Annotated in this window: 23 protein-coding genes; 12 read left to right on the top strand and 11 right to left on the bottom strand. The window is 72.0% G+C overall.

The features are described 5' to 3' along the window. Positions 1 to 113 precede the first annotated feature (113 nt). From ACIHAA_RS29805 to crcB (ACIHAA_RS29770), 8 genes are all read right to left on the bottom strand, one after another. Positions 114 to 1,046: a glutaminase gene (locus ACIHAA_RS29805; protein ID WP_399822588.1), complete on the bottom strand. Its 933-nt coding sequence runs from the start codon at positions 1,044 to 1,046 to the stop codon at positions 114 to 116. 77 nt (positions 1,047 to 1,123) lie between these two features. Further along, positions 1,124 to 2,536, bottom strand: coding sequence for an aspartate ammonia-lyase (gene aspA / locus ACIHAA_RS29800; protein WP_399822586.1), 1,413 nt, complete (start codon positions 2,534 to 2,536; stop codon positions 1,124 to 1,126). Between the two features lie 44 nt (positions 2,537 to 2,580). Beyond that, positions 2,581 to 3,612: an asparaginase gene (locus ACIHAA_RS29795; RefSeq protein WP_399822584.1), complete on the bottom strand. Its 1,032-nt coding sequence runs from the start codon at positions 3,610 to 3,612 to the stop codon at positions 2,581 to 2,583. 49 nt (positions 3,613 to 3,661) lie between these two features. Continuing rightward, positions 3,662 to 4,339 (bottom strand): FadR/GntR family transcriptional regulator, encoded by a 678-nt coding sequence (locus ACIHAA_RS29790; RefSeq protein ID WP_399822594.1) that lies wholly within the window; start codon positions 4,337 to 4,339, stop codon positions 3,662 to 3,664. A gap of 270 nt (positions 4,340 to 4,609) precedes the next feature. Next, complete coding sequence (locus tag ACIHAA_RS29785) at positions 4,610 to 5,443, bottom strand: undecaprenyl-diphosphate phosphatase (protein WP_399822582.1); 834 nt, start codon at positions 5,441 to 5,443, stop codon at positions 4,610 to 4,612. 83 nt (positions 5,444 to 5,526) lie between these two features. Continuing rightward, entirely contained in the window at positions 5,527 to 5,904 is a 378-nt protein-coding gene (gene crcB, locus ACIHAA_RS29780) for a fluoride efflux transporter CrcB (RefSeq protein WP_399822580.1), read from the bottom strand. Next, complete coding sequence (locus tag ACIHAA_RS29775; RefSeq protein ID WP_399822578.1) at positions 5,901 to 6,305, bottom strand: DUF190 domain-containing protein; 405 nt, start codon at positions 6,303 to 6,305, stop codon at positions 5,901 to 5,903. Before ACIHAA_RS29775 ends, crcB (ACIHAA_RS29780) begins: the two co-directional genes overlap by 4 nt. Before the next feature lie 175 nt (positions 6,306 to 6,480). Further along, entirely contained in the window at positions 6,481 to 6,957 is a 477-nt protein-coding gene (gene crcB / locus ACIHAA_RS29770) for a fluoride efflux transporter CrcB (protein WP_399822576.1), read from the bottom strand. Positions 6,958 to 7,290: 333 nt separating this feature from the next. Between crcB (ACIHAA_RS29770) and ACIHAA_RS29765 the strand changes: the two genes are divergently transcribed. Both ACIHAA_RS29765 and ACIHAA_RS29760 read left to right on the top strand, forming a co-directional pair. Then, the gene (locus ACIHAA_RS29765) at positions 7,291 to 7,641 is read left to right on the top strand and encodes a VOC family protein (protein WP_399822574.1); all 351 of its coding nucleotides are present in this window, start codon (positions 7,291 to 7,293) and stop codon (positions 7,639 to 7,641) included. 98 nt (positions 7,642 to 7,739) lie between these two features. Beyond that, positions 7,740 to 8,144, top strand: coding sequence for a MarR family winged helix-turn-helix transcriptional regulator (locus ACIHAA_RS29760; RefSeq protein ID WP_399822573.1), 405 nt, complete (start codon positions 7,740 to 7,742; stop codon positions 8,142 to 8,144). Between the two features lie 73 nt (positions 8,145 to 8,217). Here ACIHAA_RS29760 and ACIHAA_RS29755 read toward each other — a convergent pair whose 3' ends face one another. The 3 genes from ACIHAA_RS29755 to ACIHAA_RS29745 form a co-directional block, all read right to left on the bottom strand. Next, on the bottom strand, positions 8,218 to 9,336 hold the full coding sequence (locus ACIHAA_RS29755; RefSeq protein WP_399822571.1) for a hypothetical protein: 1,119 nt from the start codon (positions 9,334 to 9,336) through the stop codon (positions 8,218 to 8,220). A gap of 179 nt (positions 9,337 to 9,515) precedes the next feature. Continuing rightward, positions 9,516 to 9,917, bottom strand: a complete 402-nt coding sequence (locus tag ACIHAA_RS29750; RefSeq protein WP_399822569.1) for an SseB family protein — start codon at positions 9,915 to 9,917, stop codon at positions 9,516 to 9,518. Between the two features lie 146 nt (positions 9,918 to 10,063). Then, on the bottom strand, positions 10,064 to 11,041 hold the full coding sequence (locus ACIHAA_RS29745) for an AsnC family transcriptional regulator (RefSeq protein ID WP_399822567.1): 978 nt from the start codon (positions 11,039 to 11,041) through the stop codon (positions 10,064 to 10,066). Positions 11,042 to 11,139: 98 nt separating this feature from the next. On the opposite strand from ACIHAA_RS29745, the gene ACIHAA_RS29740 reads away from it, so the two are divergent. From ACIHAA_RS29740 to ACIHAA_RS29695, 10 genes are all read left to right on the top strand, one after another. After that, complete coding sequence (locus ACIHAA_RS29740; RefSeq protein WP_399822565.1) at positions 11,140 to 12,027, top strand: inositol monophosphatase family protein; 888 nt, start codon at positions 11,140 to 11,142, stop codon at positions 12,025 to 12,027. A gap of 122 nt (positions 12,028 to 12,149) precedes the next feature. Next, entirely contained in the window at positions 12,150 to 13,103 is a 954-nt protein-coding gene (locus ACIHAA_RS29735; RefSeq protein WP_399822563.1) for a Ku protein, read from the top strand. Positions 13,104 to 13,130: 27 nt separating this feature from the next. Next, a complete protein-coding gene (locus tag ACIHAA_RS29730) occupies positions 13,131 to 13,679 on the top strand; it encodes an ANTAR domain-containing protein (protein WP_399822561.1) in 549 nt (182 codons plus the stop codon). Between the two features lie 254 nt (positions 13,680 to 13,933). Beyond that, positions 13,934 to 16,165, top strand: coding sequence for a discoidin domain-containing protein (locus ACIHAA_RS29725; RefSeq protein WP_399822559.1), 2,232 nt, complete (start codon positions 13,934 to 13,936; stop codon positions 16,163 to 16,165). A gap of 239 nt (positions 16,166 to 16,404) precedes the next feature. Next, complete coding sequence (locus ACIHAA_RS29720; RefSeq protein ID WP_399822557.1) at positions 16,405 to 18,678, top strand: FUSC family protein; 2,274 nt, start codon at positions 16,405 to 16,407, stop codon at positions 18,676 to 18,678. Positions 18,679 to 18,815: 137 nt separating this feature from the next. After that, positions 18,816 to 20,267: a purine-cytosine permease family protein gene (locus ACIHAA_RS29715; protein WP_399822555.1), complete on the top strand. Its 1,452-nt coding sequence runs from the start codon at positions 18,816 to 18,818 to the stop codon at positions 20,265 to 20,267. A 51-nt stretch (positions 20,268 to 20,318) separates the two neighbouring features. After that, complete coding sequence (gene lpdA, locus ACIHAA_RS29710; protein WP_399822553.1) at positions 20,319 to 21,719, top strand: dihydrolipoyl dehydrogenase; 1,401 nt, start codon at positions 20,319 to 20,321, stop codon at positions 21,717 to 21,719. A gap of 193 nt (positions 21,720 to 21,912) precedes the next feature. Further along, the gene (locus ACIHAA_RS29705) at positions 21,913 to 23,367 is read left to right on the top strand and encodes a glyceraldehyde-3-phosphate dehydrogenase (protein WP_399822551.1); all 1,455 of its coding nucleotides are present in this window, start codon (positions 21,913 to 21,915) and stop codon (positions 23,365 to 23,367) included. Between the two features lie 234 nt (positions 23,368 to 23,601). Then, the gene (locus ACIHAA_RS29700) at positions 23,602 to 25,758 is read left to right on the top strand and encodes an FUSC family protein (protein ID WP_399822549.1); all 2,157 of its coding nucleotides are present in this window, start codon (positions 23,602 to 23,604) and stop codon (positions 25,756 to 25,758) included. Between the two features lie 233 nt (positions 25,759 to 25,991). Further along, entirely contained in the window at positions 25,992 to 26,981 is a 990-nt protein-coding gene (locus ACIHAA_RS29695; RefSeq protein WP_399822547.1) for an AraC family transcriptional regulator, read from the top strand. The last annotated feature ends 17 nt before the right edge of the window (positions 26,982 to 26,998 follow it).

Here is a 26,998-nt window from a genome sequence, read left to right as displayed (position 1 = left end):
GGGGGGGGGGGGGGGGGGGGGGGGGGGCGGGGGGGGCGGGCGGCCCCCGCCCCCCCGGGGGCCGCGGGGGGGGGGGGGCCCCCCCCCCCGGGGGGGGGGGGGGCCCCCGCCGCTCAGAACACGGACAGGCCGGTGAGCGTGGTGAACCGGTCCAGTGCCGCGACGCCCGCCACCGAGTTGCCGCGCTGGTCCAGGCCCGGGCTCCAGACGCACAGGGTGCAGCGGCCGGGCACGACCGCGATGATCCCGCCGCCGACACCGCTCTTGCCGGGCAGGCCGACCCGGTAGGCGAAGTCACCGGCCGCGTCGTAGGTGCCGCAGGTCAGCATCACCGCGTTGACCTGCTTGGCCTGGCTGCGGGGCAGCAGCCGGGTGCCGTCGGCGCGGATGCCGTGCCGGGCCAGGAAGCCGGTGGCGAGGGCGAGGTCGGCGCAGGAGGCCTCGATGGAGCACTGCCGGAAGTACTGGTCCAGGAGGACCGGCACCGGGTTGCCGATGTTGCCGTAGGACGCCATGAAGTGAGCGAGGGCGGCGTTGCGGTCGCCGTGCGCGGTCTCGGAGGCGGCGACCTCCTGGTCGAACGTCAGCTCCGGGTTGCCGCTCTCGGCCCGCAGGAAGTCCAGCAGGGTCCCGGCCGCGTCCCCGGTGCGGGAGTGCAGCCGGTCGGTGACGACCAGGGCGCCCGCGTTGATGAAGGGGTTGCGGGGCAGGCCGTTCTCGTACTCCAGCTGGACCAGTGAGTTGAAGGGGTTGCCGGAGGGCTCCCGGCCCACGTGCTCCCACAGCTCGTCGCCCTCGCGGGCCAGTTCCAGGGCGAGGGTGAAGACCTTGGTGATGGACTGGGTGGAGAAGGGCTGCTGCCACTCCCCCACTCCGTAGACCGTGCCGTCCAGCTCGGCGACCGCCATGCCGAAGCGCCGGGGGTCGCGGGCGGCGAGCGCGGGGATGTAGTCGGCGGGCCGTCCGCGCCGGGGCCGCTGCTCGATCTCTTCGGCTATGCGCTCCAGCACGGGCTGGAAGGTCAGCGAGGAGGCCATGGTCACCATCGTGCCGCCCCCCGCGGTGGACCGCTCACCTGGGGTACCCCCATGATCATGTACGGGACTCCTGTTAGGTGGGCGGTTCAGAGCGCCGGTGAGCCGGTGCCCGCGACGACCTCGGGCCGCAGCAGGGCCGCCAGCCGCTCGGCGGGCAACAGGCCCTTCTCCAGGACGAGTTCGGCGACACCCCGGCCGGTGGCCAGCGCCTCCTTGGCGATACCGGTGGCCGCCTCGTAGCCGATGTACGGGTTGAGGGCGGTGACCAGGCCGATGGAGTTCTCCACCGCGGCCCGCAGCTGCGCCTCATTGGCCGTGATCCCGGCCACACACCGCTCGGCCAGGGTCAGACAGGCCCGCTCCAGATGCGTGATGCTCTCGGAGAGGGAGTGCAGGATCACCGGCTCGAAGGCGTTCAGCTGGAGCTGCCCGGCCTCGGCGGCCATGGTGATGGTGACGTCGTTGCCGATCACCTCGAAGGCGACCTGGTTGACGACCTCCGGGATCACGGGGTTGACCTTGCCGGGCATGATGCTCGAACCGGCCTGCACCGGCGGCAGGTTGATCTCGTTCAGGCCCGCGCGCGGACCCGAGGACAGCAGGCGCAGGTCGTTGCAGCTCTTGGAGAGCTTGACCGCGATCCGCTTGAGCACCCCGGACATTTGCACGAAGGCACCGCAGTCCTGGGTGGCCTCCACCAGGTTGGCGGCCGTCACCAGCGGCAGGCCTGTGATCTCCGAGAGATGGCGGCGGGCCGCTTCGGCGTATCCGGCGGGGGCGTTGAGGCCGGTGCCGATCGCGGTGGCGCCGAGGTTGATCTCCTGGATCAGTTCCACGGCCTCGGCGAGACGGCTGCGGTCCTCGTCGAGCATGACGGCGTACGCCGAGAACTCCTGCCCCAGGGTCATCGGCACCGCGTCCTGGAGCTGGGTGCGGCCCATCTTCAGCACATCGCGGAACTCCACGGCCTTGCCCGCGAAGGCGTCCTGGAGCACGGCCATCGCCTTGAGCAGGCCGCGCACGGCGAACACCGTGGCGATCTTGACGGCGGTCGGGTAGACGTCGTTGGTGGACTGGCCGAGGTTGACGTCCTCATTGGGGTGCAGATGCCGGTAGTCGCCCCGGGCGTGGCCGAGCAGCTCCAGCGCGCGGTTGGCGACGACCTCGTTGGCGTTCATGTTGGTCGACGTGCCCGCGCCGCCCTGGATGACGTCGACGACGAACTGGTCGTGCAGCTTGCCGGCCCGGATCTCGCGGCAGGCCTCCACGATGGCGGCGGCCTTCTCCGGCTCCAGCAGGCCGAGTTCCTCGTTGGCGAGGGCGGCGGCCTCCTTGACGGCGGCGAGCGCGTCGATCAGATGCGGGTAGGCGGAGATCGGCGTCCCGGTGATGGGGAAGTTCTCCCGGGCACGCAGGGTGTGGATGCCCCAGTACGCCTCGGCCGGTATGTCGCGGTGGCCGAGCAGATCGTGTTCGCTGCGGTGGGCTGCGGCGGTCATGGTGGTGCGGGTCCTCTTCCGGAGGTGTCGGCGGGGTGCGGTGCTCAGACGCGGGCGTCGGGGGTGAGCGGGTCCAGGGCGCGGACCGGGCGGACGCTGCCGACCGGCAGGCCACCGCCGAGCAGGGGCTCCCCCGCGAAACCGGCGAGCACCTCCGGGTCGGCACCGGCCCGGGCGAGGGCCGCGGCGGCGACCGGGATCCGGGCCCGGTTCGCGCCGTCGGCTATCTTCACGGCGACGGCCCGGCCGTCGGGCAGCGCGGCGACCTGGACGCCCTCGAAGCCGTCCTTGGCCAGCAGGCCGGGTACGGCCCGCATCAGCGCGGCGACATCGCGCCCGGTACCGGAGGCCATCTCGGGGTGCTGGCGCATCGCGTCCGCCACCCGCCCCTCGGGGGTGTCCGCGGACGCGGTGGCGATCCGGGCCGCGGCGCGCGCCAGCCCGTGCAGGGAGACGGCGAACAGGGGGGCGCCGCAGCCGTCCACGGTCACCCGGGCCACCGCCTGTCCGGTGAGGTCCTCCACGCTCTGCGCGACGGCCTGCTGGAGGGGGTGCTCCGGGTCGAGGTAGCCCTCGACCGGCCAACCGTTGAGACGGCAGGTGTAGAGCATGGCCGCGTGCTTGCCGGAGCAGTTCTGCGCCAGCCGCGACGGCGTCCGGCCCTCGCGCACCCAGGCATCGCGTACGGCGGGGTCGTACGGGAGGTCGGGGACGTTGCCGAGGTCGTCCTCGGTGAGACCGGCCAGCTCCAGGATGCGCCGGGTGCCCGCCAGATGACGTTCCTCCCCCGAGTGGCTGGCCGCGGCGAGCGACAGCAGCTCCCCGTCGAGCGGCAGCCCGGCCCGCACCATCGCCACCGCCTGCACCGGCTTGAGCGCCGAGCGCGGGTAGAACGCGGCCTCGATGTCACCGAGGTGCAGCTGTACGGTCCCGTCGGCGCCGAGCACGACGACCGAGCCGTAGTGGATGCCCTCGATGACCCCGCCGCGGACGAGATGGGCGACCGGGGTGTGCAGGGGCTCCCGGATCACGGGGGCCTCGGCTGCCGGACGTGCGTACAGGGCTGCGTGGTTCACTGGTTCACCTCTGGGGATGCGCTGCGGGCGCCCCGGCCGGGTATGCCCTTCATGTCGTCGGCCCGCCGTCTGCGGGAGTGTCCGTGCGCCCGGGGCGCAGGATGTCCGTGAGGGTCGTCTCGACCCGGTCGAGATGGTGGGTCATGGCCGCCACGGCGTCCCGCTCGGAGCCGCCGGCCAGGGCCTCCACGATCTCCCGGTGCTCGCGGTTGGAGTGCTCGCGCCGCCCGCCCAGCTGGTTGAGGAAGGCGGACTGGCGTGCCAGCGCGTCGCGGATCTCCTCGATCACCCGGCGGAAGACCGGGTTCTGCGCGGCCTCGGCCACGGCGAGGTGGAAGAGGGTGTCCATGGCGACCCAGGCGGTGGTGTCCGTCTCCCGCTCCATCCGGTCCAGGAGGTGGGCCAGGTGGTCGAGGTCCTCCGGGGTGCGGCGGAGCGCCGCGTACCCGGCGACCGGGATCTCGATGTGGCGGCGCACCTCCAGCAGATCGCTGGCGGCATAGTCGCCGAAGGTCGGGTCCTGCACGGCTCGGGCGAGAACGAAGGTGCCCTTGCCGGTCCTGGAGACGGTCAGGCCCATGGCCTGGAGGGCGCGCAGGGCCTCGCGCAGCACGGGACGGCTGACCTCAAGGGTGCGGCACAGCTCCGCCTCGGAGGGGAGCTTGTCCCCGATGGCGTAGTCGCCGCGCTCGATGGCGCCACGCAGGTGGGCGAGCACCGCTTCCATCGCGCTGACGCGGCGGGGCCCCGCTCCACCTGTCTGGCTGTCTGACAGGTTCACGGACCGATCGTGCGGGGTGCGGGAGGGGGATGTCAAGGCGGGGTGGGGTGCGGGCGGGGTGACAGGCGGGCTGACAGGCGGGGCGGAGTGGCAGGCGGAGGCGGAGACCGCGCAGGGGCGGGAAGCCCGGGGTGTGGGCTTCCCGCCCCTGGGGCGGAACGGATGGTGCGGGTTTCCCGCCCTCGGGCGGAACGGTGCTGCGACGGAGGGCCGCGGTCAGCTCAGTACGCCAGTGGCAAGGAGCCCGAGGAGCCCGACGCCGACGACGATCCGGTAGATCACGAACGCGTTGAAGGAGTGCTTGGCGACGAACTTCAGCAGCCAGGCGATGGACGCATAGGCGACCACGAACGAGACCACGGTGCCGACGGCCAGCGGCGCGGCGCCCACGCCCGTACCCAGGGCGTCCTTCAGCTCGTAGAGGCCCGCGCCGGTGAGGGCCGGGATGCCGAGGAAGAAGGACAGCCGGGTGGCGGCGACCCGGTCCAGGTCGAGGATGAGAGCGGTGGACATCGTGGCGCCGGAGCGGGAGAAGCCGGGGAACAGCAGTGCGAGGATCTGCGAGCCGCCGACGAGCATCGCGTCCTTGAAAGAGGTGTCGTCCTCGCCCCGCTTGTGCCGGCCCATCTGGTCGGCGGCCCACATCACACCGGATCCGACGATCAGCGAGGCAGCAACCACCCACAGGGAGGCGAGCGGACCCTCGATCAGCGGCTTGGCCGCGAGACCGACCACGACGATCGGGATGGTCGCGGCGATCACCCACCAGGCGAACTTGTAGTCGTGGTGGTACCGCTCACGCGGATTGAACAGACCCCGGAACCAGGCCGTGACGATCCGCACGATGTCCTTGAAGAAGTACAGGAGCACGGCCGCGATCGCGCCGACCTGGATGACGGCCGAGAAGCCGACGACGGCCTGGTCGTCGACGGGGATCCCCATCAGCCCCTCAGTGATCTTGAGGTGGCCGGTCGAGGACACGGGGAGGAATTCGGTCACCCCCTCGACGACTCCGAGGACGACGGCCTGACCGACGTTGATGACACTCATGAGATCCAGTTCTGAGGAGTTGGTCGACAGTGCTGTAGACGGTGGTGCTCTGGAAGTTGTACTACGCGCCGGTGGCGGCCCGCCTACCGGGGCAACACCGCCCCGGCGATCGAGGCGCCCGCGAAAGCCGCGCCGAGGCCCGCGGTCACGCTCGCGACGACATTGACGGCAGCGTAGAACCCCGCCCCGGTCTCGGTGAGCCGCAGTGTCTCGTACGAGAACGTCGAGTAGGTGGTCAGCGCCCCGCACAGGCCGGTGCCGAGCAGCAGTTGCAGATGGGGTGAGGCGTGCCCGGCGGCCGCGGCCTGGGTGAGCAGGCCGAGGACCAGGCATCCCGTGACGTTCACGACGAGGGTGCCCCAGGGGAAGACGGTGTCATGTCTGAGCTGAACCGCACGGTCGGTGAGATAGCGCAGGGGTGCCCCGACCATCGCTCCCACGATCACCAGCAGCCAATTCACAATGACTTCTCACCCTCTCCGTCCGTCCCGTCCGTGTCGCGGGCCGCCCCCGTGTGCGGGGTGTCACCCCGGCCCGCGTAGCGGATGACCTCGCAGTCGTCGAGGGTCACCAGCCCTTCGGCGACGAGTTCGTCGAGCTGCGGGAGAAAGGCGCGGACACGCTCCTCGGTGTCGACGACGACGATGGCCAGCGGAAGGTCCTCGCTCAGCGACAGCAGCCGCGAGGTGTGGATCAGCGAGGAGCCGCCGAAGCCCTCGATGCCCCGGAACACACTGGCCCCGGCCAGGCCCGCGGCGTGCGCGCGGTGCACGATCTCGGCGTAGAGGGGCTTGTGGTGCCAGCGGTCGTGTTCGCCGATGAAGACGGTCAGGCGCAGGGCCCTGCCGGTGAGTCGGGTCATCGCGGCCTCCGTGGGGTGCCGGTGGTCGTCGCGGTCGCCGCCGCCCCGGTCGTGGCTGCCGTCGTCGCCGGGCGGGGGATGGTGGGTCCGTTCACCGCTGCCGCCGTCGCCGGGCGCGGGGTGGTGGTCCCGGACGGCGCTGCCGCCGTCGCCGGGCGCGGGATGGTCGGCCCGCTCACCGCTGCCGCCAGGCCAGGAGGCGGCGGGCGGCCGTCATGGCCAGCCATACCGCGGCGAGGGCCCCCACGAGGGTGGCGGCCAGATAGGCGAGCGCGATGCGCGGCTCCCCCGCCTCGGTCAGTCTCCGGATGTCGACGGCGTAGGTGGAGAACGTCGTGAAACCGCCGAGGACCCCGGTGCCGAAGAACGGCCGCACCAGCCGGTGGGCCGCCCACACCTCGGTGATCACGACCATGAACACGCCGATCACGGCGCAGCCGACGAGGTTGACCCCGAAGATGGCCCAGGGAAACCCGGCGGTCCGCACGGGCCAGAGCAGCGAGGCGCCGTAGCGGGCCACGGCACCGAGGGCGCCGCCCACGGCCACGACCGCCACCACGGGTCCCTGCCCCTGCCAGGGCGACGGGCTCCGCGCGGGCACCGGTGCCGACGCGCCGACCCGGTCTGCGCTCTGGGGGTGGGGGACTGTCATGAATGCACTTCTCCTACTCGCCGGGGCTCTGCCGGATGGGCACGCTCGATCGCAAGTAGGGACCGTTGGCGGCGCTGCTGCCGCGGTTCGGGTACGGCGGGCCCCACCACCGCGCCGCGGTAGGTGATCGCGGCCGGGAAACAGGGTAACCCGGTGCCCACGGGCACCGCACACGAGCGGGCCGCCGCCCACCGGGGCCGGACCGGTCAGTTTCGGAGAAGCCCTCCCGCACTCCCCCGGCCTAGCGTGGAAACCACGGCAACCCGTATCCCGACGTCCGTATCCCGACGTCCCGATGTCCCGCATATCCCGGAATCCCGGAGGAGTACGCCCATGACCAGCGGCGCCCACACGATCATCTACCCCGCCAAGGACCTCGCCGGGTCCAAGGCCGTCTTCAGCGCCCTGCTGGAGGTGGAGCCCTACGCGGACCAGCCGTACTACGTCGGCTTCAGGACCGCCGGGCAGGAGATCGGTCTCGACCCCAACGGCCACGCCAAGGGGATGACCGGTCCGGTGCCCTACTGGGCCGTGGCGGACATCCGGACGCGGCTCGCCGCCCTTCTGGAGGCCGGGGCCGAGCTGCTCCAGGACGTCCAGGACGTCGGCGGCGGCAAGCTGATCGCCTCGGTGAAGGACCCGGACGGCAACCTGGTCGGACTGACCCAGGACCCGGTCGCGTAGAACCAGTCGGGCGGGCCCCTCGGCCCGTGGTCAACGCTGCTTGCGAGCAGACTAATTGCACGGTAAACAACGCTTGTGTTCTCTGTTACCGTTCCGGTATGGCAGCGAGAACGGCCGGGGCACGGCTTGAGGAACAGTGGCGGGACATCCTGTCCGTCCACGCCCGCACCCTGTGCGAGATCGACCGGGTGCTGCATCCCCACGGACTCGGTGCCAGCGACTTCGAGGTGCTCGACATCCTCGCCGCCGAGGCTCCGGCCCAGGGCGATCTGTGCCGGGTGCACAACATCGTCGGGCGCGTCCATCTGAGCCAGAGCGCCCTGTCCCGGCTGATCGGTCGGCTGGAGAAGGACGGCCTGGTGGTCCGCTCCGTCTGCGAGGAGGACCGGCGCGGGGTCTGGGTGGCACTGACCGAGAAGGGCCGCGCGCTGCACACCGAGGTCCTGCCGCTGCAACGTGAGGCGCTGGCCCGCATGCTGACGGCCGACGCGCCGCCGGACTGACCTTCCGATGTGAACTCGGCCCCGCGGCCGGGGACTTCGGCCCCCGGCCCGGCCACTGCACGGGTTCCGCTGCCTACTCCGCTGCCGGGGGCAGTCCCGGATGGCCCCCGTCGTCCCCCGGCTGCCGGTCCACCGGCCGCCAGGGCGGGAGCGAGGCGGTGGGAAAGTCGCGCGGGCCGCTCCACAGGGCGGGTACCGCGTCGGAGCGGCGGCACAGTTCGTAGGCGATCGCCTCGTAGTTGACCCGCCAGCCGTGGAAGTGCGGCCAGGCCTCCTCGGCCGTCCGTTCGGCCGGGAAACCCGCCGCCTCCACCATGGCCACGGCCGCCTCGAACTCCACGAAGCCGAGCTGGATCGGCGCGTCGGGCGCGGGGTCGGTGTCGAAGGGGAAGCGCACGGAACGGGCGATGTCCCGCAGCGCGGTGAAACCGGCCCGCAGCACCAGGCGGGCCTCCGGCGGCGCGGAGCGCGGGGCGAGCGAGAGTTGCAGGGCCGCCGCGTCCATCACGGCCAGCAGCCCGACCAGCCAGTGCCGGTAGGGGCGGGGCGAGCGGAAGTAGATCAGCACCGGGTAGGTGGAGTGGCTCTCGCCGATGTCGGAGGCGAGCCGCTCCCAGGCGCGGTACAGCTCCGACAGCGCGGTCTCCGTCTGGACCAGCCACTGCCGGGCGAGGATCTCCGGGCCCCAGGAGGGTTCGCCCGCCCGGGCCTGGAGCAGGGTGACCTCCAGTTCGCGGCGGTTGTAGGCGGCGTACAGGGTCGGCAGATACGCGATCTGGAGTGCGATCACCACGGGTCCGGTGGCCGCGGCCAGGAAGTCCACCGCGGACAGGTGCAGCCGCTGGCCGCTGGCGTAGCCGAGGGTGAACAGGCTGGATCCCGCCTCGCGCAGCGAGTTGGCCCAGGTGAGCGTCGACAGGGCGTGCAGCAGCAGCCCGTAGCCGACGAAGGCCCCGCCGAGCCAGGTCGCCAGCATGCCGATCAGGATCAGCGGGCCGAGCCAGGTCTGTGTCCGGTCGATGTCCTGGTAGCCGCCGCGCAGCGCACCCAGCCGCAGCAGACCGCGCAGCACCCGCCAGAGCCGGTACACCAGCGCCGAGTAGAGGCCGCGGGGCACGACCAGGGTGCGCAAGAGGCTGGCCAGGACGTTCCCGAGGAGCAGTACGCCGGCCACGCCGGAGATCCATCTCATGGCGTCATTGTGCGGCGCGCCCGGTGGGCCCCTGCGGGGCGGATCCCCTACGGGACCTGCGACGGGCCGGGCGGGCGGGGCGAACGGGACGGGCCGCAGCGTGGGCCCCGGATGCGCGGCACCGGACCCCGCTCCCCGATCCGGCCCGGCCCGGCCCGGCCCCACCCGGACGAAAGACCCTAGGGGCGGGCCAGAAGCGTGCGTATGCCGTCCGGGTTGAGCGTCAGGCCGTGCGGCGAGGCGGCGTCGATGGTGAGGGTGAGGTCGTTGGTGGGCCACTGGGAGGCGAGTGCGCCGAGCGGCACCAGACGGTAGCGGGAGACGAACGGCAGCAGATCGGCCATCTCGGTCTCGGAGGTGAACACGGGCACCGTCTGCTCGCCGTCCGGCTGCTCCAGGACCGGCAGCGCCACGGCGTTGGGGTTGACGGCGTCCTCGTCCGAGGCGTCGTCCGGGACGGGGACGAGTACGTCGCTCCCGGCCAGCGTGTCCAGTGCCGCGGTGTCGGCGGCGTGCACCGCAAGGGTGTCCAGCGCCGCCTGGGCCGCGGTCGGGTGGGGGGTGTTTTCGGGTGTGTCCATGGCTGCTTCCCAGGTAGTGGCGGGCAGGCATCCGGAACCGGCGGCTCCGGACGACGCGTCCTGGTCACGTACCCGCCCGGGACCGGGCCATGCATCCCCCGGTGGCCGGAATCGGACGGTCCGGGGACGGGTCCCGCGGCAGGGGCTCACACCGTCCGGCCGACCGGTCCCTTGCCCGGGCGCTTGACGGCCTGGCCGACGATCACGGTCTCCGTGCCGTCGACACCCAGGCCGCCCAGGCCCTCGGTGATGAACCGGTAGAGGTCCTCCAGGTCGCGCAGCCACACCGCCGCATGGAGGTTCGACACCCCGGTGGTGGCGAACGCTCCGTGCACGGCGGGATGGGAGGCGAGCGCGCGCCCCACCGCGTCCAGACGGTCGGGGGCGACCCGCATCATGACGTTGGCGTCGATGAACAGCCCGAGCCGCCGGGGATCGGCCACGACCTGGGTGAGCAGGCGGCCGGTGCGGGAGAGCCGGGCGATACGGCGCCGGACCGTGGAGTCCGGATGGCCGGTGCGCGCGGCGACGGCCGCCGCCGGTGCCCTGGCGTCCTCCGCCAGCACCGCGAGGATGTCGCGGTCGATCCCGTCGGTACCCGCCGCCGCGGCCGCCTCCGGGTGCCGCACCGGCGTCAGCGCCTGCCGTTCGGCGTCGGAGAGGACGGCGTGCCGCCAGTCGGAGGCTTCGGCGAACGCGTGCAGCACGGTGTCCGCGGTCACCGAGGTGACGGCCCGGGTGGCGGGCAGATCGCGGAAGACCAGGTGGTCCCGGGTGCCGGGGCGGGTCCAGGAGACGGCGAGGATCTCGTCGCCGGACGCGGAGACGTCGATGAAGGGGACATCGGGGCGCGCCGCCAGCGCGGCCGTGAGCGCGTCCAGGCGCCCGCCGGGCACCCGGATGCGGAGGAACAGCGCGCCGACCGAGTCCGGCCGTGCGGGCAGGGCGATCACCCGGCAGGCGCCGTCGGCGGCCAGGGCGGCCCAGCGCCGGTGCGCGGTCCGCGGGCTGATGCCGAGGACCTCGCCCGCCCGCTCGGCCGTCAGCCGCCCGTCGCACTGGAGCGCCGCGATCAGCCGCTGGTCGCGTGCGTCGAGCACCTGCTCCGCCATTTCCCGGGCCATGCATGGCAGTATCGCTCACTCGACGGCCTCCGAGACAGTCCCGGCCGCCGGGGGCGCGGACGATCGTGACATCGATCCGCACCGCACGGGAGCCCACCATGACGTACCGGAATCTGCTCGCCCCCATGGCCGCCGCCGCCCGGGAGGTGGGCGCGCTGCTGCTGGCCGCCCCCCGGCCCGCCCCGGTCACCAGCTTCGCCGAACTCACCGCCGCCTACGGCGCGGTGGAGGCACCGGCAGCGGCCGTGATGCGGCGGCATCTCAACGCCCTGCGGCCCGGTGTGGATTGGGCCGACGAGTGGGAGGACAGTGCGGCGCTGCCCGCTCGGGGAGAGGTGTGGGTCGTCGATGTCGTCGACGGCGCGGTGCAGTATCTCCAGGGCCTGCCGCAGTTCTGTGTGAGCCTGGCGCTGGTGCGGGACGGGGAGCCCGTGGCGGCGGCTCTGCACGCGCCCCTGGCGGACGAGACCTGTCTCGCCTCCCTCGGTGGCGGCGCCACCCGCGACGGACTGCCGATCGGGCCCTCCGCCAAGACGGATCCGGCCGTTGCCGTGGTGGCCACCTCCCATCCCCCGTTCGCAGCCCGGCAGCCGGAGGCCGCGGCCCGGGCCGGGCGGTCGCTCACCGCCGTACTGCCGCGAGTGGCCGCGGTCCGCAATCTGGGGCCCACGTCCTGGCAGATCGCCGACACGGCGGCCGGGCGGCTCGACGCGTTCTGGGAGTTCGGGCGCGACGACACCAATCTGCTGCCGGGCATCCTGGTCGCCCGTGAGGCGGGCGCGCTGGTCACCGATGCGGCGGGACGGCCCTGGAGGCCCGGCGCGGACAGCGTCCTGGTGGCGCCCGAGGGACTGCATCGAAAACTGGTGGATGTGCTGCGGGAGGAGCCGTCGGTGGACGGGTCGCGGGAGGAGCCGGTGGATGTGTTGCGGGAGGAGCCGGTGGGCGTGTCGCGGGAGGAGAGCGGGGCGGCCGTCGCCGTCTGACGGGACGTGGGGCCGGGCCGCGCGGGAGGACGTCCTTCCGGCTCCCGGCCCCTCTCGCCGTGCCGCCCGGCGGAGCCCTTCGTACGCTGGTGGCCTCGGATCATGTCACGGAGAGGTGCCCGATGCCCCGGAACATGTGGTCAGGCGCGATCAGCTTCGGACTGGTCACCATCCCGATCGATGTGGTGCCCGCGACCGAGGACCACAGCGTCCGCTTCCACCAGTACCACCTGGAGGACATGGGCCGGGTCCGTGTGCGCAAGTACTGCGAGATCGAGGACCGCGAGGTCCCGCAGGACGAGATCGGCAAGGGGTACGAGGTCTCCAGGGACCAGGTCGTCGCCGTACTCGACGAGGAGCTTCGCGACCTGCCCCTGCCGACGGCGAGGGCGATCGAGATCGTGGCGTTCGTTCCGGCCAGGTCGATCGACCCGCTCCGGATCGGCGAGGGCTACTACCTCCAGGCCTCCGGAAAGGTCTCCGCCAAGCCGTACGCGCTGCTGCGCAAGGCGCTGGAGCGGACGTCGAAGGTGGCGGTGGCCAAGTTCGCCTGGCACGGCCGGGAGCGGCTCGGTCTGCTGCGGGTGCGGGAGGACGCGATCGTGCTGCACTCGATGCGCTGGCCGGACGAGATCCGGGACCCCGCCGAACTGGCGCCGGGGCAGGTCGCGCTCTCCGAGGACGAGATCACCGAGGCCGAGCATCTGATCGAACGCATGACCAGGGACAGTCTCGAAGGACCCGACTTCGTGGACCACTACACCGAGGCGCTGGAACAGGTGATCGAGGCCAAGCGGGAGGGGCACGCCCCGCCCGGGGCGCCGGAGGCGGAGGCCGGGACGGGCGCGGTGCTCGATCTGATGACCGCGCTCCGGGATTCCGTGGCGCAGGCGAAGGCCAACCGGGGCGAGGGCGCCGGGGCCCCCAAAGCCGCAAAGACCGCAGGGGCACCGGCGAGGGCCGCGAAGAAGACCACGGCGCGGGCCGCGAAAAAGACCGCCGAGGAGGCTTCCGCGAAGGCCCCGGCCAAGAAGAGCACGGCCCGGAAGGCCGCCCGTCGGCCACGCAGCGCGTAGGAAGGCGGCAGCGCGCAGGGGGGTGGAATGGTTCGCTCCGCCCCCGCCGCGGGCGGTCTGATCCGACTCGTCCTGATCCGACTCGTCCAAGGCGCCGACCTGGGGGAAGCTGTAACCGGCACCGCCCGTTCGACCCGGGAATTCACCATGGCGTTCTTTGCGATGTCCGACTGGCACCCACTGCGGCTGCCGTCCGCCACCGAGCTGGCGCGTGAGCACGAGCGGCTCGTCCAGGAGAACGCCCAGCTCCGCCAGGCGGTCGCCTCGCACGCCCTGATCGATCAGGCGATGGGTGCCGTGGTGGTCTTCGGCCAGATCCCGCCGGAGGAGGCGTGGCGTGTCCTGCGGGACGTCTCGCAGCGGACGAACACCAAGCTCCGTGTCGTGGCGGAGCACATCCTCGGCCACGCACAGGGTGCCGCGCTGCCGGAGCCCATGCTCACCGAACTGCACAGGGCACTGGAGCGCTACCGGATCTGCTCCCGCTCGGCCGGCGCCGCACCGCCGGAGGCCTCCGCGGCAACCGCTCCCCCGGCAAGCGGCCCTGATGGTGCATCAGGTCGTACCACTACCTGAACGCACACCCCGTGCCGGACCACACCCCTGTGACCAGGAGTTGAAAAGATTCCTGTGTCCGGGGGCTTGCCCGCCCTCCGACCTCATCAGTTAAATCAAGTCCTGAACTAAGCGGATCACCGGGTTTGTTCTCCCCACGCCGATCGGGGCACCGCAGGCAGCCGCACCGCGGGCGGCCCGCGGACCCGTCAACGCCGTACCGCATGCCGCCGCTCGACGTGCCTCCCATTTCTCGCACCCGCAGGGAACCCCACATGAGACTGAGATCCCTGGGTGTCGCGCTGGCCGCCACGGCAGCGCTGCTCACCCTGCCCGCCCTCCCCTCGACGGCCGCCGCGGCACCCGCGGCAGCCACGGCACCCACGGCACCCACGGCCAAGTCACCGTCGCCCCAGGGCAGTACGGCCACCACCTCGTCGTCCGGCCGGAAGGCCACGGCCTGCGGCACCGCCAACGCCGCCAAGGGCAGGCCCGCTTCGGCCTCCTCCACCGAGAACGCGGGCACCCCCGCCTCCGCCGCCTTCGACGGGGACCCCGGCACCCGCTGGTCCAGCCAGGCGTCCGACCCGCAGTGGGTGCAGGTCGACCTGGGGTCGGCCCAGAACCTGTGCACAGTCGACCTGACCTGGGAGACCGCCTACGCCAAGGAGTTCCAGATCCAGGCCTCGGCCGACGGCGGCAGCTGGACCACGCTGAAGAGCGTGACCGGCGCGACGGGCGGCACCGCCTCCTACGACGTGAGCGGCTCGGGCCGCTACCTCCGGATCTACGGGACGGTGCGCGCCACCGGCTGGGGCTACTCCCTGTGGGAAGTCGCGGTCCACACCACCTCCGGCACCCCGCCCGTGCAGGGCGGTGGCGACCTCGGGCCGAACGTCATCGTGGTCGACCCCTCGACGCCCGGCCTCCAGCAGAAGTTCGACCAGGTCTTCGCCCAGCAGGAGTCCAGCCAGTTCGGCACCGGCCGCTACCAGTTCCTGCTGAAGCCGGGCACCTACAACGGCATCAACGCCCAACTCGGCTTCTACACCTCGATCTCGGGGCTCGGACTGGACCCCGACTCCACCCAGATCAACGGTGACATCACCGTCGACGCGGGCTGGTTCAACGGCAACGCCACCCAGAACTTCTGGCGTTCGGCGGAGAACCTCGCCATCAGACCGTCCAACGGCACCGACCGATGGGCCGTAGCACAGGCCGCGCCGTTCCGCCGGATCCATGTCCAGGGCGGACTCAATCTCGCCCCGAACGGCTACGGCTGGGCCTCCGGCGGATACATCGCCGACTCCAAGATCGACGGCACCGTGGGACCGTACTCCCAGCAGCAGTGGTACACCCGCGACAGCTCGGTCGGCGGCTGGACCAACGGCGTGTGGAACATGACGTTCACCGGTGTCCAGGGTGCCCCGGCGACCAACTTCGACTCCGGCCCGTACACCACGCTGGACACCACCCCGGTCTCCCGCGAGAAGCCGTTCCTGTATCTGGACGGCAGCACCTACAAGGTCTTCGTGCCCGCCAGGCGCACCAACGCCCGCGGTGTGTCCTGGCCCGCCGACGCGGGCTCCTCGATCCCGCTGGACCAGTTCTACGTGGTCAAGCCGGGCGCGACCGCCGCAACCATCAACACCGCCCTGGCCCAGGGCCTCAACCTGCTCTTCACCCCCGGGATCTACCACCTCGACCAGACCATCGAGGTGAACCGGGCCGACACGGTGGTCCTCGGCCTCGGACTGGCCACCCTGGTCCCGGACAACGGCATCGACGCGATGCATGTGGCGGACGTCGACGGAGTCAGGCTGGCCGGCTTCCTCATCGATGCCGGTTCCGTCAACTCCGACACACTCCTGCGGATCGGGCCGCCCGGTGCGACGGCCGACCACTCGGCCGACCCCACCACCATGCAGGACGTCTTCATCCGGATCGGCGGCGCCGGCCCGGGCCTGGCCACCAACTCGGTCGTCGTCAACAGCGACGACACCGTCATCGACCACACCTGGATCTGGCGCGCCGACCACGGCGACGGCGTGGGCTGGACCACCAACCGCGCCGACTACGGACTGCGCGTCAACGGCGACGACGTCCTGGCGACCGGCCTCTTCGTCGAACACTTCAACAAGTACGACGTGCTGTGGAACGGCGAGCGGGGCCGCACGATCTTCTTCCAGAACGAGAAGGCCTACGACGCCCCGAACGCCGCCGCCATCACCCACGACGGCATCGTCGGCTACGCCGCCTACAAGGTGGCCGACACGGTGAACGTCCACGAGGCGTGGGGCCTGGGGAGTTACTGCAACTACACGGCCGATCCGACGATCGTCCAGGCCCATGGCTTCCAGGTGCCCGTCAAGGCGGGGATCAGGATGCACGATCTGCTGGTGATCTCGCTGGGCGGGAAGGGCCAGTACGCCCATGTCGTCAACACCACCGGGCCACCGACCTCGGGCACGGACACCGTCCCCTCCAAGGTCACCCAGTTCCCCTGACATCTCCCGGCGGGCGGGCGGCGGAGGCCGGACACCGGTGCGCCGCCCGCCCGCCGTACGCCCGTCGGCTGCCCATGTCGCGCCCCAGCCCGACCTGGGCGGCCCGGCGGTGTCACCCGACCGGACGTCTCGGGCCGACCCCGCGCACGTCAGGAGCGGCCGACGGCCCTTCGCGGCGGATACTCGGCATGTCGCCGGGCGTGCGGGCCGGTCGGCGCAGCGACGGAGGGGGTGAGCGCATGCGGACACCGGGCCGCTTCCGGCCGGGGCAGGCCCTTGAGTGGCTGCGGACCCACGATCCGGGGCTGGCGGCGACCCGGCGGGCCGTGCGCACCGCACTGGTGCTGCCCGCCCTGTTCGCCCTGTGCGGCCAGGTGATCGGATCGGCGACGATGGCCACCTTCGCGGCGTTCGGCTCGTTCTCGATGCTGCTGCTGGTGGAGTTCACCGGTCCGATGGTGCAGCGGCTGCGCGCCCACACCGGGCTCGCGCTGGCCTGGTTGGTGCTGATCTGCATCGGCACCCTGGCGGCGCAGCAGACCTGGCTGGCGATCACCGTGACCGTCGTGGTCGGCTTTCTGGTGCTCTTCTCGGGCGTGGTCAGCTCCACCCTCGCGGGGGCGACGACCGCGCTGCTGCTGGCCTTCGTCCTGCCGGTGACCTCGCCCGCCCCGGCGTCGCAGCTGCCCGAACGGCTCGCCGGAGCGGGCCTCGCGGCGGGCGCCGCCATGCTCGCGGTCTCGCTGCTGTGGCCCCGGCCCGCCGCGGACCCGCTCAGCGTTCCCGCCGCCCGCGTCTGCCGCGCGGCGGCCGCGTATCTGCGCTCGAACGACCCCGCCCCCGCCCCCGAGCCCGGGATCGCCTCCGCGGCGGCGGCACTGCGCCGGGCTTTCGAGGCCACCCCGTACCGGCCCACCGGGCTGAGCACCGAGTCCCGGGCCCTGGTCCGCCTGGTCGACGAACTGACCTGGCTGTGCGACATCGTGAGCGACAGGGGTCCGCTGCCCGAGAGCGGTCCGCCTCCCGGGCCCGATCCCGATGTCCGGGCCGTCCGGCGGGCCGCGGCCCTGCTCCTGGAGCGCTCGGCCGGTCTCCTTGAGGACCCGCGGATGCCCCTCGACGAACTGCGGGCCGCCGTGGCCGGGCTGCGCGCGGCCATGGCCGCCCTGGAACGCTGCGCCACCACCCAACTGCCCCTGCGGCCCCCGGAGCCCAGCGCCGAGGAGGAGATGCGCACCTGCCTCGCCGGTCTTGACCGCTCGTTCCGCGCCCAGGAGCTGGGCAACGCCGCGCTCCAGGTCGCGCGGGACGTGGACACGGCGACCGCCGCCGGGCAGCGCGGCTGGCGGGAGCGGCTGCTCGGCCGTGAGCCCGGCACCGCCGTCTCACCTCTGGCGGCGGCGTGCGAGCGGGCCGCCGCCCATTTTCAGTTGCAGTCGGTGTGGCTGCACAACAGCCTGCGCGGCGCGCTCGGCCTCGGTCTCGCGGTCGCCCTCGCCCATGTGACAGGCGTTCAGCACTCCTTCTGGGTGCTGCTCGGCACCCTGTCGGTGCTGCGCTCCAACGCGCTCAACACCGGGCAGAAGGCGCTGCGCGCCCTGGGCGGCACCATCGTGGGGTCGCTCCTCGGATCGGGACTGCTGTATCTCTTCGGCCACCACGGCCTGCTGCTGTGGGTCCTGCTGCCGCTCGCGGTGCTGCTGGCCGGGATCGCGCCCGCCGCGATCTCGTTCGCCGCGGGCCAGGCCGCGTTCACCATCACCCTGGTGATCCTTTTCAACATCGACCGCCAGCCGAGCTGGCACATCGCGCTGCTGCGCACCCAGGACATCGCTCTGGGCTGCGCGGTGAGCGTGCTGGTGGGCCTGCTGTTCTGGCCGCGCGGTGCCGCCGCCGCCATCGACCGCGCCCTCGCGGCGGCCTACCAGGACAGCGCCCGCTATCTGACCGGGGCGGTGGAGTACGCCGTCGGCCGGTGCGGGGGCGCTCCCGTACCGGTCGGGGACCCGCACCAGGAGGGACGGCAGGCGGCCGCGGCCTCCCGGCGGCTCGACGACGCCTTCCGCAACTATCTCGCCGAACGCGGTCCGAAGCCCGTGCCGCTGGCGCCGATGACGACGCTGGTCACCGGCGTGGTCGGGCTGCGGCTGGCCGCGGACGCGGTGATGGGGCTGTGGCAGGGCGAGCGGTCCGCGGCGGCCGACCGCGCCGACGCCTGCCTGGTCCTGCGGGGTGCGGCCGGCCGGGTATCGGGCTGGTACGAGGAACTGGCCGACTGCCTGGACCGGCGCACCCCCGCCCCGGAGCCGCTGCCGCGCGGCGCCGCGGGTGAGGCGGGCCTGGTCGCCTCGGTCCGCCGCGACCTGAGCGGTACGCAGGATCAGCACGCGGCCACGGCGGTCCGCATCGTCTGGACCGCGGGCCATCTGGACGCGGCCCGGCGGCTCCAGCCGAGCCTGGCGGACGCGGCACGCAAGGGCGCCCCGGCCGGCCCCCCGGCCGCCGCCGGATGACGGGCCGGGGGATGCGCGGAGGACCTTAGGCCCGAAGCGGTGGAACATGCCCCGGGGCGGGGCGGTCGGCACCCTTGACCCCCGGCGGCCGGGAGGCGACTGTGGCGGGAGGGACGGACCAGTACTCGGGAGGCGCCGTGACCACAGCTTCACAGCCCCGGCTGACGGGCCTGGAAACCCGGTCCATCGACTATGTCCCGCTGGACGAACGGCACGGCAGGCTCTGGCATCTGGGGCCGCTGTGGTTCATGTCCAACGCGCAGATCGCCACCCTCGCCGTGGGTTTGATCGGTGTCACCGGAGGCGCCAACCTCCTGTGGTCGCTGCTCGCGATCGTCGCGGGCACCGTCGTCGGCACCTTCTTCATGGCCTTCCACTCGGCGCAGGGCCCTCAGCTGGGCCTGCCCCAGATGATCCAGTCGCGGCCCCAGTTCGGCTATGTCGGTGCCCTGCTGGTGTGGCTCTTCGCCTATGTGCAGTACGCGGGTTTCAACGTCTTCAACACCATCCTCGCCGGTCAGGCCCTGCACGCCACGCTGCACGGCGGGGTCAAGCCGTGGGTGGTGGCGGTCACCCTCCTGGCCTTCGTGGTCGCGCTGGTGGGCTATGACGTCATCCACCGGGCCGAGCGGATCCTGACGTATGTCTTCCTGGTCGTCTTCGGGATCTTCACCGTGGGTGTGCTGGTCAACCTGTCCTTTCCGGCGGGCTCGTTCGACCTGGGCGGCTTCCGCTGGACGCCGTTCCTGGCCCAGTTCGGCGTGGTCGCCGGCTATCAGATCAGCTGGGCCATCTATGTCTCGGACTACTCGCGCTACCTTCCGCCGAACGTGACGGTCCGCAAAACGTTCTACTGGACCTACTTCGGGTCGGCCCTCGGCGGCGTCTGGCTGATGGCCCTCGGCGCCCTGCTCGCCGCCTGGGCGGGCAAGGACTTCGACACGGTCCGCTCGATCAACGCCGCGGGCGACACGGTGTTCAGCGGCTTCGGCGCGATCGTGCTGCTGTTCGCCGCCCTGGGCCTGGTGTCGGTCACGGCGCTCAACATGTACGGGGGGTCGCTGACCCTGATCAGTGCCGTGGACTCGTTCCGCACGGTGCGGCCGACGCTCACCGTGCGGCTGGTGACCCTGGGGGTCACCGGGGCGCTGTCGGTGGCGGGCGCGCTCGCCGCGACCTCCCACTTCCTGCGGAACTTCAATGACTTCCTGCTGCTGGTGCTCTATCTGTTCATCCCGTGGACCGCGGTGAACCTCATGGACTACTACGTGGTGCGCCGCGGCCGCTACGCCGTCGCCGAGATCTTCAACCCCCGCGGGATCTACGGCCGTTGGGGCCTGCACGGCATCGTGGCGTATCTCGTGGGCTTCGCGGTCATGGTGCCGTTCTTCTCCGTGGGCGACCTCTACACCGGGCCCGCCGCCCGCGCGCTGGGCGGAGCGGACGTCTCCCTGTTCGTCGGGCTGCCGGTCGCCGCGCTGCTCTACTGGCTGCTGACCCGGTCGATCGACGTCGCGGCCGAACAGCGGCTCGCCGAAGCCGAGGCGGCCGGTCTCGAGCGGGCGGCCCACCCGCACCGGGAACCCTGACCGGCCCCGCAGGTTGCGTGCCGGGGCGCGGCGGAGAAGGATCAGTGCCTTGTGAGCCAACACTTCGATGTTCTTGTTCTGGGAGCGGGTCCGGGCGGCTACACCGCGGCGGTCCGCAGCGCGCAACTCGGCCTCACCACCGCGGTGGTCGAGGAGCGCTACTGGGGAGGTGTCTGCCTCAACGTGGGCTGCATCCCCTCCAAGGCCCTCCTGCACAACGCCGAGATGGTGCAGTTCGTGGCGAACGAGGCCAAGGCGTACGGGATCGGCATCCCCGGGGAGGTGAGTGTCGACTACGGGCCCGCGTTCCAGCGCAGCCGCAAGGTCGCCGACGGCCGGGTCAAGGGCGTTCACTATCTGATGAAGAAGAACGCGATCACCCAGTTCGAGGGCCGGGGCACCTTCGCCGACGACCACACCCTGGTGGTGACCCACCCCGACGGCCGCACCGAGTCGGTGACCTTCGGCCACTGCATTCTCGCTACCGGCGCGAGTCCCCGACTGCTCCCCGGCACCGCCCTGTCGGACCGGGTGGTCACCTATGAGAGCCAGATCCTCAGCGAGACACTGCCGGGCAGCATCGTCATCGCCGGAGCGGGCGCCATCGGCGTGGAGTTCGCGTATGTGCTGCGCAGCTACGGCGTGGACGTGACCATCGTCGAGTTCCTCGACCGCATGGTGCCGCTGGAGGACGAGGAGATCTCCAAGGAGCTGGCCAGGCACTACCGCAAGCTCGGCATCGAGGTCCTCACGGGGACCGCCGTCGAGAGCATCGACGACTCCGGCCCGCGGGTCCGCGTCACCGTCGCCCGGGACGGGGAGCGCCGGGTCCTGGAGACGGACAAGGTGCTCCAGGCCATCGGCTTCGCCCCGAACACCACGGGCTACGGCCTGGAGAACACCGGGGTGCGCCTCACCGAGCGGGGCGCGGTGGACGTCGACGGCCGGTGCCGCACCAGCGTGCCGCACATCTTCGCGATCGGGGACGTGACCGCCAAGCTGATGCTCGCCCATGCCGCGGAGTCCATGGGGGTGGTGGCCGCCGAGACGATCGCGGACGCCGAGACCATGGAGCTGGACTACCCCATGATTCCGCGGGCCACCTACTGTCGGCCGCAGATCGCCAGCTTCGGCTGGACGGAGGCGCAGGCGCGGGAGCGCGGCTTCGACGTCAAGGTGGTCAGGTTCCCCTTCACCGCGAACGGCAAGGCCCACGGCCTGGGGCAGCCCGTCGGCTTTGTGAAGATCCTCAGCGATGGCGCGCACGGGGAGCTCCTGGGCGCCCATCTCATCGGGCCCGAGGTCACCGAACTGCTGCCGGAACTGACGCTCGCTCAGCAGTGGGACCTGACCGTCCATGAGGTCGCCCGGAACGTCCATGCGCACCCGACCCTCAGCGAGGCGGTCAAGGAGGCCGTCCACGGGCTGGCCGGTCACATGATCAATATGTAGCCGCGGACGGCTGCCTCACCACCACGCCCGGCGACTCCCGCCCCACCCTGCCGGCGACTCCTGCCCCACCCTGCCCGGCGGCCTCGCGCCGCCGGGCTTTCGCCTGCTCCGGGCCGGTACGGGCCACCCCCCGAGGGGTCCTCGGACCCATGGGTTTACCATATGAGCGCCTCCTAGCTCGAAAGATAAGCCTGTGACTGTCAATGACGACTCGTTCACCAACTGGAAGATCCGCGAGGAGATCGCGGAGTCGATGATCCCGATCATCGGGAAGCTGCACCGCGAGCGGGACGTCACGGTCCTGCTGCACAGCCGCTCCCTGGTGAACAAGTCGGTGGTCAGCATCCTCAAGACCCACCGGTTCGCCCGGCAGATCGCCGGCGCGGAACTCTCGGTCACCGAGACGATGCCCTTCCTCCAGGCACTCGCCGCACTCGACCTCGGCCCGTCCCAGATCGACCTCGCCATGCTCGCCGAGACCTACCGCAACGACGAGCGGGGCCTGTCGGTGGCGGAGTTCACCGCCGAGGCCGTGGCCGGGGCGACGGGCGCCCACAAGATCGAGCGCAGCGCGGGACGCGATGTCGTCCTCTACGGCTTCGGCCGCATCGGACGTCTGGTCGCCCGGCTGCTCATCGAGAAGTCCGGCTCCGGCAGCGGACTGCGGCTGCGTGCCGTCGTCGTCCGCGGGGACGCCGCCCGCGCCGCCGAGGACCTCGTCAAGCGCGCCTCGCTGCTGCGCCGGGACTCCATCCACGGGCAGTTCCAGGGGACGATCACCGTCGACGAGGCGAACAACACGATCATCGCCAACGGCAACGCGATCAAGGTGATCTACGCCGACGACCCGGCCTCGGTCGACTACACGGCGTACGGCATCAAGGACGCCATCCTCATCGACAACACCGGCAAGTGGCGCGACCGCGAGGGCCTGTCGAGGCATCTGCGCCCCGGCATCGACAAGGTGGTCCTGACCGCCCCGGGCAAGGGCGACGTGCCCAACATCGTCCATGGCGTCAACCACGACACGCTCAAGCCGGACGAGCGGGTCCTGTCCTGCGCCTCCTGCACCACCAACGCGATCGTGCCGCCGCTGAAGGCGATGGACGACGAGTACGGCGTGCTGCGCGGCCATGTGGAGACGGTCCACTCCTTCACCAACGACCAGAACCTGCTGGACAACTACCACAAGGCCGACCGCCGCGGCCGCTCGGCGCCGCTCAACATGGTCATCACCGAGACCGGTGCCGCCTCCGCCGTGGCCAAGGCGCTGCCCGACCTCAAGGCCAGGATCACCGGCAGCTCCATCCGGGTCCCGGTGCCCGATGTGTCGATCGCGATCCTCAACCTCCAGCTCGCCCGGGAGACCACCCGCGAGGAGGTCCTCGACCACCTCCGCGAGATCTCGCTGACCTCGCCGCTGAAGCGCCAGATCGACTTCACCACCGCCCCCGACGCGGTCTCCAGCGACTTCATCGGCTCGCGGCACGCCTCGATCGTCGACGCCGGGGCCACCAAGGTCGAGGGCGACAACGCCATCCTCTACCTCTGGTACGACAACGAGTTCGGCTACTCCTGCCAGGTCATCCGCGTCGTCCAGTACGTCTCCGGGGTGGAGTACCCGACGTATCCGGTGCCCGCGGTCTGATTCCGCGCCCTGCGTCCCCATGCGACCGGTGCCCGCACGGAGGGGGCACCGGTCGCCGCCGTTCGGTTCCCGCGCAGCATGCGATGCTGGAAAGGGATCATGACGGGACGCGGAAGAGAGTGCGGCGGAGTGCGCGTGGCGGTTCGGGCGGTTCGAGCGGTTCGAGTGAGAGCTGGGGAACGCCTCGCGGCGTCGGACCCCGGACTGCTGCGGCTCACGGCCGGGCTCAGAACGATGTCTTCCATCGCGCTGACCCTCGCCGTGCTGGCCCTGCTGCGGGAGGACGTGCCCCATCTGGTGGCGGGATCCATCGCCGCCATGGTCGCCACCTTCGCCATCCGGGAGAACGAACGGGTGCCGCAGGCCGTCACGCTGGCCCTGGGCCTGCCGGTGGCGCTGGCCGCGGTCTCACTGAGCGCCCTGCTGAACTCCCACCGGGTGGCCGGTGACCTCTTCTTCGTCGCGCTGATCTTCAGCGCCGTCTACGGCCGCCGGTTCGGTGACCGCGGCACTGCCCTGGGCCTGATCGGCTTCCAGGTCTACTTCCTCTCCCTCTTCGTCGGCACGACCGTCCAGGGACTGCCGGGGCTGTATCTCACGCTGGTCGTCGCCTTCGGGTGCGCCGCCGTGGTGCGGTTCGCCCTGGTGCCCGAGCTGCCCGCCAAGATCCTGGACCGGCTGCGCGCGGCCTTCCGCGCCCGGCTGGCGCAGCTGATCTCGGCACAGCTCGCCCTGCTCGACGCGGAGCCGGAAGATCTGCCCAAGGTGCTCGACGAGGTGCGCCGCAGGACCGCCGCGCTGCACGAGACGGCCATGATGATCCAGGCGCGGCTGGACGAGGGCACCTCGGACGAGTCGATGGCGCGGCTGGTGCAGCGCCGTATCGCCGACGCCGAGATCACCGCCGAGCGGCTGGGGCTGCTGCTGCTCACCGCGCGCAGCGCCGAGCGGGCCGACACCATCACCCTGCATCTGCCGGGCGCGCCCGTGCCCTCGGGCCGTCCGCTGCCCATGCGGGACGAGGCCACCGCCACCCTGCACCGCGATCTGGCGGCGCTGCGCCTGCTGGTGCTGCGGCCCGTCGCCCAGGACACCGGAACGGCGCTCTCCCATATGCGCAACCGGCTCCTCGGCTACCGGGAGGAGGACAATCTTCCGCCCGCCCCGGCCGCCGTGCAGGACGTCTTCCGCGGGATCGGTGAGGCGGCGCGCGCGGTCCTCGGGCTGCGGACCGCGCTGGACGGGCCCCAGGACGAGTCCGACGACACCCCCGCCACGGCTCGTTCGCGCGAGGAGCTGGACGCGGAGGACGCCTCGATCGGCGGCAGCGAGGAGGCGGCGCGGGCCGAGGAGGAGGAGCCGACCGGACTGCAACGCCCCACCACCCGCGCGGCCGTACAAGTGGCCGTGGGGTCGGCGCTCGCCATCGTCGGCGGTGAGTTCCTCTCCACCCAGCGCTGGTACTGGGCCGTGCTGACCTGCTGGATCGTCTTCATCAACACCGCTTCCACCGGCGAGATCCTGGTCAAGGGCTCCCGGCGGCTGGTGGGGACGGTCCTCGGCGTGGTGGCGGGCATCGGGCTGGCCGGACTGGTCGGGCACCACACCTGGACGGCGTTCGCCCTGGTCCTGCTGTGCATCTTCGCGATGTTCTACACGGCGCCGCTGACCCATACGCTGATGTCCTTCTTCGTGACCGCCATGCTGGGCCTCCTGTACACCCTGCTGCACACCTACAGCGCCTCCGTGCTGCTGCTGCGCATCGAGGAGACGGCGCTCGGGGTGGTCTGCGGAATCGTTGCGGCAGCGGTGGTGCTGCCGATCCACACCCATCGCCGTACGAACGAACTGCTCGCCACCACTCTGACCCGGCTCGCCGATGTCACCGAGGGGGCGGTCGGCCAGCTGAGCGGCGGCCACGCGGTCGATCTGCTCGACCGGGCCCGGGAACTGGACCAGGCGCTGGCCGACCTGCGGGCCTCGACCCAACCGCTGGTGCATCCGATCACCCCGCTGCGGGCCCGCCGGGACACCGCCCGCTACATCGTGGCGATGCTGGAGACCTGCGCCTACCACGCCCGTTCCCTGGCGGCCACGGCCGAACTGCTGCCCCATCACCCCTCGATCTCGGCAGACCCCCGGCTGCGCGGCGCGGGCCGGCGCATCGTCCACAACATCGAGACCCTCGCCACGCACCTCACCGACGAGGAGACCACCGCGGCCGTCGAGACGGGCCCCAGCATCGCGTCCATGCTCCATCCGGGCACCCTCCGGGCGCCGCGCTACGGCCGGGTGACGGACCGGGTGCTGCGCCATCTCCAGCGACTGGACGAGGCGGTGGCCGGGCTGGCCCGCCCGCTGCACGTCCCCGTCGAGGCGCCCCGGGCCTAGGGTCTTGAGTGTGGATCAGGCCGGGCTCGCGGGCCCTGGCACCGCTCCCTGACCCGGCCCGACCCAAACGAAAGACCCTAGGGTCCGGCGCGGAGCGGCGGGGCGGGCGCCTGTCCCAGCGTGCACGGCAGGTGTCCCCCAGTGCCGGGTCCGCCGCCGGAGATTGCGGGCCGCGGGACCGGGCTTCGAGGATGCGGGGAGTCGGTGAGAACGGTGGCGGAGGGGAGGCCGTGGTGCTGCTGCTCGATCTCGGCACGGTGTCGCCGCGCGAGCGGGTGGAGGCGTTCCGTCATGCGCTGACGGATTCGATGGTGCCCAACGACATCGTGCACGAGGAGCCCGCGACGGGGATCCATGCCCGGATGGAGCTGTGGCGGGTGGGCGATCTGGACCTCTTCGCCACCCGCAACTCCGGCTTCGAGGTGCGGCGCGAGGAACGGCATGTGCGCCACCACCGGAGCCGTCCGGTGGTCTCGGTCTCGCTCCAGCCCGAGGGCGTTCACCGCGCCGAGGCCGAGGGCCGCCGGCGGCTGTTGCGGGCCGACGACATCTGCGTGTTCCACGAGCTGTCGCCCCGCCGCTACGGCTGGCCCGGCGACGGGGCCTCGCAGTCCGTCATGTTCGACATGACCCGCCTGGACGTGCCGGTGGACACGGTGGTCGAGGCCTCCCTGCGGCTGCGTGCCAGTCCGCTGTACGACCTGGTCCTCGGTCATCTGCGCGATCTGTGGCGGGATCCGGGCGGGCTGGAGGCGGACCCCGGCGCGTCCGCCCTGGCGAGCGCCACCACGGGCCTGGTACGGGCGCTGCTGCTGACCGCCGCGCACTCCGCGGAGAGTGCCGCGGCGCGGTCGGTGCTGGACGACACCCTCGTCACCCGGATCCTCGGTCACGTCCGGAGCCATCTCGCGGACCGCGAGCTGACCCCGGCGGGGATCGCGGCCGCGCACGCCGTCTCGGAGCGCCGTCTGTACGCCGTACTGGGCGGGGCGGGCATCAGTCTGGAACAGTGGCTGATCGCCGAGCGGCTCAGCCGGGCACGCCAGATGCTGGGCTCCGCGCGCTACGACCGGCTCACCGTCGCCGCGGTGTCCGCGCGCTGCGGTTTCAGCAGCCCCAGCCATTTCACCCGGCGCTTCCGGGCCGCGTACGGGCAGTCGCCGAGCGAATGGCGGCGGCAGCACGGCGGCGGCCCGTCCGAGGTGGGGGCGCAGGCGCCGTAAGGCCGCTGACCGGGGCA

Origin of the sequence: Streptomyces sp. NPDC052040, assembly GCF_044548405.1 — a bacterium.
Taxonomy (GTDB): Bacteria; Actinomycetota; Actinomycetes; order Streptomycetales; family Streptomycetaceae; genus Streptomyces.
This window is presented reverse-complemented; position numbering and strand designations above follow the sequence as displayed.

Bases quoted from the DNA above. Each gene is read 5' to 3' on its own strand.
- ACIHAA_RS29805 (WP_399822588.1), bottom strand. From the start codon at position 1,046: ATGGTGACCATGGCCTCCTCGCTGACCTTCCAGCCCGTGCTGGAGCGC.
- ACIHAA_RS29735 (WP_399822563.1), top strand. From the start codon at position 12,150: ATGCCCCGGAACATGTGGTCAGGCGCGATCAGCTTCGGACTGGTCACC.
- ACIHAA_RS29730 (WP_399822561.1), top strand. From the start codon at position 13,131: ATGGTTCGCTCCGCCCCCGCCGCGGGCGGTCTGATCCGACTCGTCCTG.
- ACIHAA_RS29740 (WP_399822565.1), top strand. From the start codon at position 11,140: ATGACGTACCGGAATCTGCTCGCCCCCATGGCCGCCGCCGCCCGGGAG.
- ACIHAA_RS29765 (WP_399822574.1), top strand. From the start codon at position 7,291: ATGACCAGCGGCGCCCACACGATCATCTACCCCGCCAAGGACCTCGCC.
- crcB (WP_399822576.1), bottom strand. From the start codon at position 6,957: ATGACAGTCCCCCACCCCCAGAGCGCAGACCGGGTCGGCGCGTCGGCA.
- ACIHAA_RS29700 (WP_399822549.1), top strand. From the start codon at position 23,602: ATGTCTTCCATCGCGCTGACCCTCGCCGTGCTGGCCCTGCTGCGGGAG.
- ACIHAA_RS29760 (WP_399822573.1), top strand. From the start codon at position 7,740: ATGGCAGCGAGAACGGCCGGGGCACGGCTTGAGGAACAGTGGCGGGAC.
- ACIHAA_RS29775 (WP_399822578.1), bottom strand. From the start codon at position 6,305: ATGACCCGACTCACCGGCAGGGCCCTGCGCCTGACCGTCTTCATCGGC.
- ACIHAA_RS29725 (WP_399822559.1), top strand. From the start codon at position 13,934: ATGAGACTGAGATCCCTGGGTGTCGCGCTGGCCGCCACGGCAGCGCTG.
- ACIHAA_RS29745 (WP_399822567.1), bottom strand. From the start codon at position 11,041: ATGGCCCGGGAAATGGCGGAGCAGGTGCTCGACGCACGCGACCAGCGG.
- aspA (WP_399822586.1), bottom strand. From the start codon at position 2,536: ATGACCGCCGCAGCCCACCGCAGCGAACACGATCTGCTCGGCCACCGC.
- ACIHAA_RS29755 (WP_399822571.1), bottom strand. From the start codon at position 9,336: ATGAGATGGATCTCCGGCGTGGCCGGCGTACTGCTCCTCGGGAACGTC.
- ACIHAA_RS29785 (WP_399822582.1), bottom strand. From the start codon at position 5,443: ATGAGTGTCATCAACGTCGGTCAGGCCGTCGTCCTCGGAGTCGTCGAG.
- ACIHAA_RS29720 (WP_399822557.1), top strand. From the start codon at position 16,405: ATGCGGACACCGGGCCGCTTCCGGCCGGGGCAGGCCCTTGAGTGGCTG.
- ACIHAA_RS29750 (WP_399822569.1), bottom strand. From the start codon at position 9,917: ATGGACACACCCGAAAACACCCCCCACCCGACCGCGGCCCAGGCGGCG.
- ACIHAA_RS29790 (WP_399822594.1), bottom strand. From the start codon at position 4,339: ATGGAAGCGGTGCTCGCCCACCTGCGTGGCGCCATCGAGCGCGGCGAC.